This is a genomic window from Vibrio lentus (assembly GCF_002875945.1).
GTDB classification, from domain to species: Bacteria; Pseudomonadota; Gammaproteobacteria; order Enterobacterales; family Vibrionaceae; genus Vibrio; species Vibrio apostichopi.
Genome location: NZ_MCZK01000145.1, coordinates 1 through 14,643, shown reverse-complemented (window position 1 = coordinate 14,643; position 14,643 = coordinate 1). Strand labels below are relative to the sequence as shown.

The window sequence follows — 14,643 nt, the reverse complement described above, 5'->3', positions numbered from 1 at the left end:
TTTTACTTGACCACTTCACTCGATAAGATTCAAGAAAAATCGTGAGATCACCTTGACCTTGTGCTGATGGATTCGATACTGAAATTTGAGAAGGGTAGAGCCCTGACTCGATCAGATGAAGCCTAACTTTTTCGCTTTGGCTTGCTCCTTTCTGAGTCGTATTTTCAATCTTAACCATTAAGTTGGATAGCGTGCCTCGACGAGCAATAAAATCAGAGATGTCATCTTTCTCTTGGTCCGATAACGTTTTGCCCGAGAGTGTTAAAGTCAGTTTGTTTGTCACGGACACCACATCCACAGAAGGTTGTTGGGTTGTAGGCGTTGGCGCGCAACCCGCAAGCGCAATGAGAGCGGGCAGTAATAAGGATAATTTGTTCATGATGTCCTCAGTAGTAGAACCCGTTGTCACCCAGTAAGCGAGGCTTCTGGTTGTCGGTGTAAGTCGCTTTATTGTTTGATGTTTTTTGTTGAATCCTTGGCCATGCCAGTAAACGTTCAACATCGCTCAACGGGATTAAGCCATCGGTTGGGAGTGGCATTGAGTCCGAACGAGTTGGCTGAACTAGGTAAGCCGTTACAATGATGATCAGCTCTGTTTCTCTACGAGTGAATTCAGTCGAGCGGAACAGGCTACCGAGTACTGGTATCTCACCGATAAGTGGGACTTTTTGTAGTTGCTCAATGTCTTCTGATTTCAACAACCCGCCTAAAGCGAAGCTCTGCCCACTCGCCAATTCAATGGTGGTGGAGGCGCTACGAGTGGTAAAAGAAGGGAAGTTAGTTCCGTGTATCACTTGTTGGCTCTCGATTGAGACGTTACTGACCTCGGGATTCACTTTTAAGCTGATACGGTTTTGGCTGAGCACGGTTGGGGTGAAGTTCAGTTTCACACCGAAATCCTTGTATTCGATTTGAGTGGTGTCAGCCGTGATCAGTGGTAAGGGAACTTGTCCACCCACCAAAAACTCAGCATCTTCACCTGACATCGCGGTCAAGTTAGGTTCAGCAAGCACAGACATCATGCCGTTGGTTGCTAGCGCATCAATCAGAGCAGTAATGCTCGGCTTGCCCCAACTACTGACATTAGGCAGCTTTGAAAACGAAAATTGCCCCACACCACCGGCGATTGAACCCCATTTGATGCCCAACTTGTTGGATACATTTCTTGAGACTTCCGCGATTTTTACACGAATGTTGACCTGATTTGGCATGGTGACAACCAATTGATTGATCAGCTCATCATCATTGGGTTGAGTCTGTTGATTTTGATTGGTTGAATTACTGCTGTTGTTACTGTTTCCCTGTGAATTCGAGCTCTCTTGTTGTTCGGTAGAACCGACAATAGGGGATAAATAGCCTTTCGCGAGCGACACGATATTGTGTGCCATCATCGGAGAGGGAACACGACCTTTAAGCCAGAGTTTTCCGCCCAGAGATTCCGCGTTGACTGACGCTTCTGGGAACTTGTTTTTAACCAGTTCATTGAACTCGCGGCTGTTGTGTGTCACGCGAATTTTATTGGTATAAATCACGCGTTCTTGTTCATTCAAAACGGTGATCGTAGCGCTGCCCGCTCGCTTACCGAATATCATCACCTTGGTATTGGTCAAGGTTTGGTAATCAGCGATATGGGTGCTCGAGATGAAAATGGATTTCGCTTTTTCTGGTAAGTGAATCATTCTTGCCTCATTGATCGTCACATCAAATGTTGATGCTGCAGATGCAAAAGAGACACATAGGCTTGAGAGCAGGAGAACACCCCACCAACGACAGATATTAGCCATTGTTATCAGCTCCAGTATTAGTTTTAACCGTTTTATTGTCGGCTCTAAATTCCACCAATCCCACGTCAGGTAATACCTGAGTTGTGTCTGGAGAAATGACTTTCAGCGTCACTGCATTTGCGTGTTGAGGTTGATCTTGAGCCTCGTTTTGCCCACGCAATACAAGCGTTAACTTTCCTAATTGTTTCGCAAGTACCACTTGGTTTGCTTGTTCGGGAGTTACCTCTAAAGAGACACTGCTGTCGTCAGGGATACCATCTTCGAAACCATTCGATTCCCGAGCCTTTTGATAAGATTCTGCCGTTTGCTTGTTATTAAATGCCAAGACTCTTGCATCATGAACTATCGTTGTAACGTACAGTCCTTGAGATGAATTGCCATAACGAAGTAGCTCACCATCTTGTGAACCGAGTAGGAGAATATCCACTCGGTCGCCCGGCTCAATGAAGCCTGAATTAGACGTGACTTGATCGACAGGGACTGAAATCGCGCGATAGCCTGGTTGCAACTTCAATGAGAGCGAGTAGCCACCTTCGGGTTCGGAAATGTCCGCTTTCGACAATATTGAGTCTTTGACGAGTTTGGTGCGTGCAAGCCCTGACATCGTGTGGTTGGCTGAAATATCTTCCGGTGTCACATGGTCGATGTAGTTCTCTAACTCTTGCTGTAGAACTTCTTTCCATCGAAACGAGTTTGGCGTGTAGGTTTGGCCTATCTCAATCGTACGAGTTGGAACCAGCACTTTGACCGTTTGCTTAGCGGCTTGTTTAGAAGAGGTGGTCGCAGACTCGCTATTGGTTTGGCTCAACAGTAAAACGGACAATCCGAGCACCGAGCAAAATAACGACAGCAACATGAGTCGCTTGGCAGTCATAACTATTCCTTTAATTTACGGTAAACGGGCTTATTCTGATTTTTGAGCGTTTTTGAGCTGAACGACGACAGTTTCGTAAGCGTCAGTAATGGCTTCGGTTAGATCACCATTCTCGCCACCTACAAAACTGAGTAAAACCACTGACATTGCTGCTGCGAGGATTGCGTATTCGATAGCGGCCGCGCCGCGCTGCTTTTTCTTATTAAACATGTTGTTATTTCCTAGATGAAAGCAGCCTCAGCTGAGGCTGCTGTAGTCATTAATAAAGGTGTTTTGATTGCCTATTTGGCAACGAGTCGGTATAGGTAGCGGCCGTCGTAACTTTGAGTACCCACGTCTCTTTCATCCATCGTTGTCATATTCAACCCGAGGACACGACCATAAGGAGCGGCATCGCTAGTGATATAGGAGCTATGGTTGGAATAACCGCCACCAGTCACGTCATTAAATTTAAAGACATCGGAATTGATAGGTAGTAACCCGTATAGCTCTGCTTTCGATGGGTAGCGCCAGTTCGTCTTGCCACATACTTTTTGTGTATTTCGTGTTGAAATTAACGGCGTTACATCTACGTATTTCTTGAAACGGCTAGTGTCTCCGTTGGTAAACAGTTGCCAAACGAGGGTGCTGTCAGTGTCTTGTGCGCAAATGGCATTTTGGCGATCGGCTACGACGTTCCCTTGCATATCTAGGTATTGGTATGTGGTCGCTTTTTCTCTAACCAGACGCCCTAAGATGACGGCATCTTCAGTACCACCGACTGCCGAACGGCGGACATCTTGGTAGCTGCGCTCAGAGCTGTAGTTTGTGATGTATTGTTTGGTGTCCTTTGCTTGATTCGACCAGTAGTAAAAAGTCACGCCACCGTAATAGCTAGATTTGTCATACTCCGGATCCAGCCCTCGGTGATGAGGGAATGCATCTGTATCGATTGTGATGGTCGAGTTTGAGCTAGAGATTGCTTTAGTTTGTAGTGAAAGTAGCTGAGACAGCGCCGGTACTTTCCAATCATTGAAGCCACATAAGTTCGCATTATTAGTGCTCTCTAGCAGGCCGTTACTGCCTAAAACACTTGCTACACCAGAGGCCGAAGCGTCATAAGCAAGATCGTCAGCACCATTTGGTCGGCCGTCTTTGAGCAGTGTCCACACGCGGCGTTTGCCCGCTATTTGGGTGTCTTCAACACAACGCCAGCCTTGTTGGTAGGTGGTGCTTTTTGGTAGGTAGTTGCCTAACTCGTCCAATTTAGCAAAGCGGCTGCTTACCATTGCGTCAGCTTGAGAAACGCTAAAGCCATTGTCTTTCGCCAGTTTCAGTCCATCTTTTGCTAGCACTTTTGATTGTACTAGGTTGTGGATTTTGGCCGTCGTGTTCATCTCGCTGATAAACTTCTGGAACAGTGTAGTTAGAGTGGCAAACTCCGAGCCCAGCGATTGTGTTGATGTATTCAGCTCACTTGCGAACGAATTAACCATGCCGTATTGATGCTCTAGATCTGAGATAGCCTTGTATAGTTCTAAACTTGCCTGGTGAATATCCTTAGCCAGTGACGCTGAGCTTAGTGCGTTGGTCGAGCTGGATAGAGTTACGGATTTTTGCTGCATGAACGCTAATTTTTGAGCAAACTCAGAACCAGAGACTAGTGCGCTTAGTACAACGGTGTTTTGCTCTAATTTAGCGACTTGCTCCTTATACGCTTTTACCTTGTTAATGAATTCAAGGCTCTCAGCATCAGTTCGGCTTTGAGCAACAGAGGCCTGAAACTCAAGAGCTTTTAGCTTTAGCTTTGTGTTCTTAAGATCATCTGCCCATGGTTGGGTCAAAGCCTGCAGTTCTACTACTTTAGCTTGAGCTTCCGCTTCTAATGCAGCGTAACCTTTGCTCTTAGATTGATTGGCGGTTAGCCAGGTTTCTAAATAAAGCTCCGTAGCGTTAATTTTTGTATCTTGTGTACTCAAAAATGCGGTTATTTCAGTCGTCGCGCTGTCTACACCAGTAAGTAACTCTGCACCCGATGGCAATTGCCATTTAGCGTATGCGTATTTTGAATAATATTGCTCAACAGATTCCTGGCCTTTGTTGATAGTGACAGCGACGCCATTTTTATCCGCTAATATATTCATTGACTGATTCGATACCAAGTAACCACCACTTCTTAGATTTGATGGCAGTGTTGCAGGATCTCGTTGCGATAGCGTAATCACTTCATTGGTGTCTGGAAGCGTCCAACCAGCGATATCACAATCATCCAGTTGTGCGACTTTATCGAAGACGGTATCGGTTTCTGAAGAGAATCGCTTCGTCCAAAACCTCGGCTCCCCTTGTCCTTTATCATCGTATTCAGCAATACAATTGAGCGAGTACGTATTCCATGCTCCGTTGTAACTAAAATTAGCGGCTTGCGAACGGGTTTTCATCGGTACGAATTTTAATGCCGTGAAGCGACTACTCGCCGCTGTAGCCCAAAGGGTGTCACTGATTGAGTTTGATACACCTTGTTTCGCATTTCTTTTTAATCGAACACCGACATTGGCTTTGTCGTACGCTTCTGGGCCAATAAATTGAGGAATCGAAACAACAGGTTGCCAGGTCAGGCCTTTGTCGTTGGTGAACTCATAGTATTCGGCTTCATCAAAGCGAACAGATTGACCATCAACGTTGGCGGTTAGGTAAGCCCATTGAAATCCATTTGTGTTGACTGGATTACTGCCTGTGAAAGTATTTACAATTTCAGGCGAGGTTGGCGCCGGGATTTCAAACACTTTGGTAAAGGCTTCTGTTGTTAATGCTGATGTGCCATGAGGCATACCATTAGTTGGGTTCTGCCTTACTCGTAATTGCACTTCAGCGATGTTCTTGTCTACATTGCCAATGACTACAGGCTTAGCGGTTACTTTTGTCCAAGTTGAGCCGGAGTCGAGTGTTACTTCAAAGTGCTCGGGCTGAGTGAATTCACCGAAGTATGTCCAATCGAGCGTGTTGTCTGCGTCGTTAACCATCAGACCCGTCGGGGCGCTTGGCGCTGACGGACGAACAGTAAACGCCACATTGTTCGTCAACTCTGAACCACTAGGACGACCCGTAATCGGATCTCGTTTAACGCGTACTTGGATTGAATCGATAGCGTAAGCTTGGTCATTTAGCTGATATGGTTTTGTAGCAACCACTGTCCAACCCGTGCTAAGTGCATTGATCTCGTAATCTGTTACCTCTGAAAACCCGGTAACGAATGACCAATCAAATGTGTCTAACCCATCGTGAGATATTGGTGATGTAGGTGCTGCAGGCTTATCAGGAGTAACTGAGTAAAGCTTGTCTGAACACAGCGCTTCGCTAGGATCATGTAGAGGATCCGATTCTGCCTTTACGCGCACACAGACCTGCCCCTTAGAAAACGTCTCATCTGGGACTGTTTGTGGGTTGCTAGTTACAGAGGTAAAAGTAATGCCTCTATCGAGAGAGTATTCGTAGGAGTTACTCCCCGTGAATCCTTCAACGTTCGTCCATGCGAATGTGTTTTCTGCATCGTCAACAATCGGTGAGGTTGGTGCGACAGGTTGATTTTCTGAGCGTGTGAACGCAGAGCTGATAACCAACGGAACTCCCGCGGGGCGAGCATCCAGTGCATTTGACTTAACGCGAACCGAAATCGTGTTTGCAGGAAGTGAAACATTGCCCACAAGATACGGCAGTGAGGTTACGTCCTGCCAACCATTGCCTAGATTAATTTCGTAGAAAGATGGAGCATTGTATCCCGTGACCCAAAGCCAATTAATTTGATTGGTGCTGTCGTTAGCAAAATCTAGTACTGGTTGCACGGGTTGGCCTGGGGTTACCGTCATCGATTGTTCTGATGCTGAACTTAATCCCGTTGGGTGACCTAGCGAGTCATCTTTGGCTACACGAACTTTTAGATGTCCAACTGGGATATCTAGGTCTTGAATGTCTTGAGGCTTTTCAGTCGCTTGCGTCCAGCTTGAGCCGTTATCTAATGAATATTCATACAAACCCAGTTCATTAAACGAGTCGACAAATGCCCAATCAAATTGGTTGATCGCGTTATTCACCGTAATCCAAGCTGGAGCAGCAGGCACTGTCGTTAGCGTAAACGCTTTGTCTGAAAGCATGGGCTTTCCGGCAGGGGTATTACGAACGTTAGACGCGGCAACTCGAACTTGAACGACTCCTTTGTCGAACGCCAGTTTTCCTACAACAATCGGCTTACGAATTACCGTTGTCCAAGTTTTCCCTGAATCCAATGAGTATTCGTAATCTGTATTCTGGTTGAAGCCACGCACAAACTGCCAATCAAAGGTGTCTGAGGCATCATTGACTTGACCATGCTTAGGCGCTGGTGGCCTAGTGATGATTTCATTGCCATCGATGTCTTCTTGGGAAACTTTGAGTTGATCTCGGTATTCCTTACCAAGTTGCTTCAATGCGCTATCGGTTCCTGATGCGCCATGAGACAGCAAATCGGTCTTGGCTTTAAATTCTGCTAAATCAAGCTCTGCCAGCTTGTACATAGAGCCTTTTCGAGCATTGACTTGGTCGACACCTGCATCAACAGAGGCCATTTGCGCTTCCTGAAGTACACGAGTAACACCGCGCGCAAACATGTGTACTTCGCGGCTTATCGTTGAGTTTGATGCGGAATAATCACCAACAGCCAGTTGTTGATCTATGCCTAAGTCGCTGGCCACAAGCTGGGTTGCTTCATCAAAACTGATTCCACTGGTTTTCGACACACTGGCAATAAGAGATGTCATGGGGCTGATCACGTTCGAATTGTTACTCGGCACTTCTAGCGTAAATCCGGATTCAATAGGCTGATTTGGTGAATCCATATCGATGGTTACACCTGCAACCGCTTCAACCAATATTGGGTATTGGGCGACATCATTGTCGACGTCTAGTTGGAATCGTCCTTCGGCGTCCGTAGTGGCAATTTCTCCATCAGCAGAGTCGCACATAGCATTGCTGTTTCTGTCTAAACAAACCTTCGCGTTGTGTAAATAACCATCCAAAGCTATGCCCGAAATATTCTGAGAACTTGGCTTAGTTTGTGACTGTTTGAGCTTCGGATCTGACTCTGCTCCGCCACAAGCCATGAGCATTGTGGAAACGAGTGAAACACTCATTAGTTTGTATGGATTTCTTACCACCTGAACTCCAAATAATTTATAAATTACCCATAAGAAAGGCGGAGGATATTAATTTAAATGATAGTAATTATCAATATCATTTGATCTTTTATTTCGTTAAGTGATTTAATAGCCAAATTAAATACTATTAATTCAATAATAAACTAGGTGAATCGGTCGAAAAAATGCACAATAAATTATTAATATGCAAATTGTCACTAGCAATCTCTAGTGCCTTGATGGTCTCAGGATGTGGAGGCAGTTCTGATAGCGAAAACCCAGTTGGGTCTACGGCTACAGGCTATGCGTTTCTAGATTCATTAGTCTGCGCTGATGCAGATCTGAATGGCGTATGCAGTGATCAAGAGAAACAGATTGCTGATGCTTCTGGATACCCACAGCAAAGGCAATATGATGGTGCAATTTTGACTGCTTCCCCTGGTATGAAAGTGGTGACGCCTTTCACTACTTTGATTCATAGCGAGATGATGTTTAACCCAACGGTAAGTAACGATGTAGAACAAGCAAAAGCATCGCTTCAAAGTAAGTTAGGCGATCATGTTGGCATCAATTTTGGTGTGCTGGACTCAACTCATGGGTCTAAAGATCTATCAAATCTGTTGTTAAAATCGCTGAAAAAGGCGCAAAGTGACGGTAAGCAGTCTTCATATACCAATATTGCTCATGCTCTTGATTTGATGATAGAGCATAAAACTTTAGACTTATCTAATATTGATGTTGCTGGTACGGTTTCTCGGCATCTACAAATTGAAGATTCTTTAGTTGTTCGCGGTTCACAATCGGTACCGCAATTGTCTGGTGCGAAGTCGATAGCTCTGAATCCAGCTAGCAGCCAGATTGTGTTTTTAACGGCGAATGATGTGGTTATGCAAATTGATAGCTCTTCACGCAATAAGCCAGTGACAATCGATAGTGACCCAGCATCTCAAGCGGTTTCTGGTCTGGTTAGTATCCGTTCACACGACGACGATGACGATCACGACGACCATGATGACGATGATGACGATGATGATGACGACGATGATTACGATCACGGAGGTGGTACTGGAGGCGGAGAAATACCGGTCGACTCGAGTGAAATCATTCAGTTAGTTCCTGCGTTAAATGGTGTTCAGGCCTATAAGGTTTACAAACCGACTGCTTATGTTTCACCCACATCGAGTGATATTTGTAATAGCCAAGGCGCTAATGGTGTTTTCCTCACGAGCCTCAATGGCTCGAATAACAACAATGTTGGCGTGAAGGCTTTTGCGATTGATACATACAGCAGTCGCAGTGGAGGTACGCTTCCACCCATTCCAAAACCTAATCCCGCCGTTCCACCTAAATCGAGTGAGTCGTGCATCAATGATAACTTCGCAGCAGTGGTTCCTCTGTTACAAAGTGGCTCGTTACTGGCGATTAAAAATACCGGAAGCTCGATATACTCACAGCAAGAACTCAAATTGCTAAGTGCTAATAAGCTTGATATGAAAAGCTGGAGTCACGCATTGAAAGCTTCTTCGCCGCAAGTCATGTCATCTTATGACGAAAGTGAAGCATTAATTGTTTATAAGAATTACTTTTCAAACAGTAATTTAGCTGCAGAAGTTATCGACACCTCTAACCTATCCACTAAGATGACGATTGATAAGTTAAACCTTAAAACAGCCAATATTGTCGTGAATCAGCAGATATTGTTGGGGTTGGATAGCAATAAGGTTGAGTGGGTGTCTAACTCGATACAACAAACCGTACTTGGGGAGCTGACCGTTGATCCTGCTATTAGCAAGATAGCGACATCGCGAGACGGAAAAACCAGTGCTATTACCACAGCAAGTTCTCTTTATATCGTTGATAACATGACGAGAAGCTTACTTGTAACAGAGTCTCTGAGTAACAATGCCATCAAGTCTTTGTATGTGTTAGAAGATAAGGTGATTGCGTTAACTTCTTCGGGGGCGGACTATTATCAGTTCCGAAATATCAGCGGCCCGGCTCTCAAGGTTGGCAGCCAGTTGGTGACCAAAGAGCTCCTCAAAAAGTGGGAAGACAGCGGTAATTCAAATTGGAATTCAACCAACTTGGGCTACATTCTTTCTCAAACGGGTACAGCAAGTGAAATCTCCGATAAATTCAAAAACGTAAATCTCTCGTTTTCTCCGACCAATGCGACAACTTCAAGTGGCATCTCTGGGGTGCACGTCAGCGGCTTAGAACGAGGTGAATGGCTAACTTTCTATAAAGGCCTTTAACGATTTATTGCTTCAAAGAAGGGAGGCTTGCTCCCTTCTTATTCCTGCTTTCTTATTCTCCCCTCCTATCTTTCACAACAACTCATTCCTCTTGCTTATCTCTTTGAAGCATGTATTTATGCTCTGTATGAACACTAGAAAACAAAAGTTAATCATTTGTTAATCGCCATAAAACCGGAGTATGATACTGGATTACTATTTAGGATTTGGCTGTCATGAGTGCATCAACAGCGAGCTGGAAAACGCCGCAAAACTTCTTATTACTGATTTCAATTGTTGTCCCTATCGCGTTTTCGAGCTGGATGGCTCTCCTTAACAACTTCGTGATTGAGAAAGCGAACTTTGACGGTGCCGATATTGGTTTGCTGCAAAGTGTTCGTGAGATCCCAGGCTTCTTAGCGTTTACCGTGGTGTTTGTTTTAGCCTTCATTCGAGAGCAACGCTTTATGTTGATATCGCTGGCGATGCTGACCGTGGGCACGGCGATAACCGGTTTATTCCCTTCACTAACAGGCTTGTTGCTGACTACGGTTTTGATGTCGACGGGTTTTCACTATTTTGAAACGCTGAAGCAGTCTCTGTCACTGCAATGGCTGAGTATAGAAGAAGCGCCAGAGATGTTAGGTAAGATGATCTCCGTTGGCGCACTGGCCTCGTTAATCACTTATGGCTCAATTTGGGTGATGTTAGAACAGCTCAAGCTTGATTTTGCATGGGTGTATGGTATTACCGGAGGCATCGGTTTTATTCTGGTATTGGTGATGACCTTTGGTTTTCCTGAATTTCAAACTAAGACCCAGCAAAATAAGAAATTGGTGCTGAGGAAGCGTTACTGGCTCTACTACGCGCTAACGTTTATGAGTGGCGCAAGAAGACAAATCTTCACGGTGTTTGCAGGCTTCCTGATGGTAGAGAAGTTCGGTTACTCGGCTGCTGACATAACACTACTGTTCTTAATCAATTACCTGTTTAACTTCTTGTTCGCAAAACGCATTGGTAAATTTATTGGTGTCGTGGGTGAGCGTAAGGCATTGATCTTCGAATATGTGGGTTTGATTGGTGTGTTCGTTGGGTATGCTTTAGTACAAACAGCGGAGTGGGCAGCCGCGCTGTATGTTGTCGATCATCTGTTCTTTGCGTTGGCATTGGCTATCAAAACCTATTTCCAGAAAATTGCAGACCCTGCCGATATGGCATCAACCGCAGGTGTCTCTTTTACCATTAACCATATTGCAGCGGTTGTTATTCCAGTCGCGTTTGGTGTGATTTGGTTATCGTCTCCCGCAACGGTTTTCTACATTGGTGCAGTGATGGCGGCGGTTTCTTTGGCGCTGTCTTTAAATATCCCCAAGAAGCCTGAAGAGGGCAACGAAGTTCGAATGTTTAGCTGGCGCTAAAGTTTTTATGGTTGATATAACCAAATGGCCGCGAAGCTCGTTTTCAGAGGCTTAAGTTATTCCAGTCAAACCTTTGCATTAAATGGTTATCTGATAATTTAATGCAAAGTGTTACCTGATAATTTCATGATTCAATGAGTGGCTACAGCTCATTAATGGTCTTTATTTGGTAAATTCTCGCCTTTCACATGTAACTTTTTGTTTTTAAGGAAAGAATCTAAGTATTAGACTATGTGCCTACTTGTTGCTTCCATAGTTTTGCATACAGCCCTTCTTTCTCCACCAATTCATTGTGAGTTCCACTTTCACAGACTTGGCCCTTGTCAAGAACAAGAATGTTATCCGCATGACGAATGGTGTTAAGGCGGTGTGCGATGCTAATTACGGTTCGTCCTTGGCAGATCTCCTCCATATTACTCATGATGGCCGCTTCAGAGTTATAGTCGAGTGCTGATGTTGCTTCATCAAGAAGTAAAATCCTAGGGTTCACGAGTAGGGCTCTTGCTAACGCAATGCGTTGACGCTGGCCGCCAGATAAAGACCCCCCTTTTTCCCCAACGGGCTGATTAAAACCGTGGGGAAGTCCTTCAATGAATTCCAAAGCACCAGCAAGCTGCGCAGCATTGCGCATTTCCTCATCAGTAGCTTGAGGCTGACTTAGGCGGATATTCTCAGCAACGCTCCCAGAAAAGAGAATACTTTCTTGTAATACCACACTCATGTTGCGACGTAGCGAAATTGGGTCGGCTATCGCGAGATCCATACCGTCTACCAATACTTGACCATGTTGAGGGACATACAAACGTTGCAATAGCCGAGTGATGGTACTTTTTCCTGAGCCTGACGGCCCGGTGATGCCGATAAACTGGCCCGGTTTTATTTCTAACGATAAGTTGGCCAACACTTCGGGAGAGTCTTCGTGATAACGAAAGCGAATGTTACTAAATTCGATACCTCCATTGAGTTCAGGAACAGAAGCTAACCCTTGTTTTCCATTTTCTTTTGGTTCATCAAGAATATCGCCCACTCGCTTTAGTGCAATAAGAGTATGTTGGAAGTCTTGCCAGATTTGCGCAAGTCGAAGTACCGGCTGAGTCACGTGGCCGGCTAACATATTGAAGGCCACCAATTGTCCGGGAGTGAGCTCACCGTTAAGTACTTCGCTGACTCCCCACCACAGGAGCAGTGCCGCAGTCAGTTTTTGTATTAGCCCAATGCCTTGCCCTGCAATAAGTCCTGATTTTTGAGCATCAAAGCTACGGTTTAGTTGCTGGCTGAGAATATGTTGCCATTGATGTAAAAATCTATGTTCAGTAGCTGTGGTTTTAATGGTTTCAATGCCTGTTACCGCTTCCGTTAGAAAGGTCGTGGCATCGGCATCCGATTCGTATTCTGATTCCACTTTTTTTCTTATTATTGGGCCAGCAATAAGCCAAAGTAAGAAATAGATAAAAAGTGAACCGATTACTAGCCAAGTTAGAGTCTTGGCATAATGGAACATAACAGCAAGAAAGACGGTAACAAAAATGAGGTCGAGCAATAACATCAACGTCGAACCGGTCAAAAACTGGCGAATTTGAGCCATTTCACGAACTCGAGCAATGATTTGTCCCGTCTGACGCTGCTTGAAGTAATTGAGGGGGAGGCCAACTAAATGGCGATAAAGGCGTCCTGATAGCTCTGCATTTACTTGACTTGCGAGGTGGCCAAATACGGTATTACGCAAGTAACTGTATGCTGGCTCTGCAATGGCAAGAGCAAGCATCGCTATGGCGAGCACATGTAAACTGGATAAGCTGCGGCCGACTAGCACTTTATCGATGACATTTTCAAACAACATCGGGCTGACAAGTGCGAATATTTGAAGGGCAATAGCATAAAAAAACACATCTCGCATTTGGCTCTTTTGACGCCAAATAGAGGGGGCAAACCAGCTAAGACCAAATTTCACTTCTTTGCTACTTAGTCTTTCATCCGCGACCAACATTACCTTGTACGTTGATGAGTGACTATTCGGACTAAGCTCACTCTGCTGCTCCAATTGAGTGGCTGGGTCATATAAAACAAAGGGGCCATCAGCTGATTTAGTTAGCACTTTCCAACTATTGTCGATTTCAATTAAAACGGGCAGCGGGAGGGTATTTAGCTCGTTCGATTTTACTCTCGTCACTTGACTTTTTAGGCCAATATAATCTGCAGCTTCCCTTATTTCCAAGTCATTTAAATTGGAATGACTGACGCCTAAAGCATGCTTGAGCTGTGTCTTGGTCGACTTTTTGTGGAAATAGTTACCCGCATAAACGACGGCGTCGATTCCGCAATTATCTTGTGTGATAGAAGCGTCCTGATTGATAGAAGTATCTTGAGTGGTAGAAACGCTATTTCCCGTTGTTGATAAGGTCATATCCATACTTATCTCTCTCTTAGCGATTCTGCTTGGTATTCGCGTATTGGGCTCAGTAGATAGTCGATAACACGACGTTTATCTGTTTTTATTTCCGCAACTACAGACATACCCGGTGTCAATTCAATGCTTTTACCGTTGATTAAGATGTTGTTATTCATTAACTTAACTTGGGCTGGGAAAACGAGTCCCAAGCGTTCGTCTGTAGTAGAATCACGAGAAATGCTCAATAGCTCCGCTTCGATAGTACCGTAACGAGTGTATGGAAATGCATCTACTTTTACTGTCACTGACTGTCCAGGGTAAACAAAACCTACGTCTTTGTTGAGAATTTGTATTTCCGCCTGCTGTACTGCATTTTCAGGGACAATAATCATCAAATTTTGTGCTGGTTGAAGTACTGCTCCTAGCGTGTAAATACTGAGTTGCTGAACCGTACCATCGACAGGGGAACGGATGATTTCTAACTGTTCACGCTCACGAACTTTAGACAACTCCTGAGCTAAACCCCCTAATTGCAATTTCGCTTGTTTTCTTTTTTCGAGCCATTCTCTGTGTTTTTGTGCTTTGAACCCCGTCAGCCTTTCTTCAAGACTATGATATTGCGACTTTAGAACCTTTAATTCAGCTCGTTGTTGCGACACTTGGCGCTTAACTTCCAGCAGCTCTTTTTCTTGCTCTAGATACTCTACGTGTCCAATGACTTTTATTTGATTCAACGTTTTTCGTGCCGCAAGTCTCTGACTAATATTTTCGGTTAACTGGATGGCTCTTCTCCGCTTAGA

General features: G+C 44.8%; 7 protein-coding genes and 2 pseudogenes. 2 read left to right on the top strand and 7 right to left on the bottom strand.

The features are described from left to right. The 5 genes and pseudogenes from BCT49_RS17090 to BCT49_RS17070 all read right to left on the bottom strand — a co-directional run. A pseudogene (locus BCT49_RS17090) lies at positions 1-379 on the bottom strand (CpaD family pilus assembly lipoprotein); the annotation flags it as partial. A 7-nt stretch (positions 380-386) separates the two neighbouring features. Beyond that, on the bottom strand, positions 387-1,784 hold the full coding sequence (locus BCT49_RS17085) for a type II and III secretion system protein family protein (RefSeq protein WP_102436892.1): 1,398 nt from the start codon (positions 1,782-1,784) through the stop codon (positions 387-389). After that, positions 1,777-2,658, bottom strand: a complete 882-nt coding sequence (cpaB, locus tag BCT49_RS17080) for a Flp pilus assembly protein CpaB (protein ID WP_102436890.1) — start codon at positions 2,656-2,658, stop codon at positions 1,777-1,779. The genes BCT49_RS17085 and cpaB overlap by 8 nt, the downstream gene beginning before the upstream one ends. Positions 2,659-2,688: 30 nt before the next feature. Next, positions 2,689-2,868 (bottom strand): Flp family type IVb pilin, encoded by a 180-nt coding sequence (locus BCT49_RS17075; protein ID WP_102436888.1) that lies wholly within the window; start codon positions 2,866-2,868, stop codon positions 2,689-2,691. A gap of 71 nt (positions 2,869-2,939) precedes the next feature. Further along, positions 2,940-7,799, bottom strand: coding sequence for a DUF1566 domain-containing protein (locus BCT49_RS17070; RefSeq protein ID WP_102436885.1), 4,860 nt, complete (start codon positions 7,797-7,799; stop codon positions 2,940-2,942). A gap of 242 nt (positions 7,800-8,041) precedes the next feature. On the opposite strand from BCT49_RS17070, the gene BCT49_RS17065 reads away from it, so the two are divergent. Further along, positions 8,042-10,057, top strand: a complete 2,016-nt coding sequence (locus BCT49_RS17065) for a hypothetical protein (protein WP_102436883.1) — start codon at positions 8,042-8,044, stop codon at positions 10,055-10,057. A gap of 215 nt (positions 10,058-10,272) precedes the next feature. Continuing rightward, a complete protein-coding gene (locus BCT49_RS17060) occupies positions 10,273-11,454 on the top strand; it encodes an MFS transporter (RefSeq protein ID WP_102436881.1) in 1,182 nt (393 codons plus the stop codon). 229 nt (positions 11,455-11,683) lie between these two features. Here the strand turns inward: BCT49_RS17060 and BCT49_RS17055 are convergent. Then, positions 11,684-13,777, bottom strand: a pseudogene (locus BCT49_RS17055) (type I secretion system permease/ATPase); the annotation flags it as partial. A gap of 89 nt (positions 13,778-13,866) precedes the next feature. Then, on the bottom strand, positions 13,867-14,643 hold a 777-nt coding region (locus tag BCT49_RS17050; protein WP_133151662.1), incomplete at its 5' end, for an HlyD family type I secretion periplasmic adaptor subunit.

Coding starts and splice junctions, on each gene's coding strand:
- BCT49_RS17085 (WP_102436892.1), bottom strand. CDS start 1,784: ATGGCTAATATCTGTCGTTGGTGGGGTGTTCTCCTGCTCTCAAGCCTA.
- cpaB (WP_102436890.1), bottom strand. CDS start 2,658: ATGACTGCCAAGCGACTCATGTTGCTGTCGTTATTTTGCTCGGTGCTC.
- BCT49_RS17075 (WP_102436888.1), bottom strand. CDS start 2,868: ATGTTTAATAAGAAAAAGCAGCGCGGCGCGGCCGCTATCGAATACGCA.
- BCT49_RS17070 (WP_102436885.1), bottom strand. CDS start 7,799: ATGAGTGTTTCACTCGTTTCCACAATGCTCATGGCTTGTGGCGGAGCA.
- BCT49_RS17065 (WP_102436883.1), top strand. CDS start 8,042: ATGGTCTCAGGATGTGGAGGCAGTTCTGATAGCGAAAACCCAGTTGGG.
- BCT49_RS17060 (WP_102436881.1), top strand. CDS start 10,273: ATGAGTGCATCAACAGCGAGCTGGAAAACGCCGCAAAACTTCTTATTA.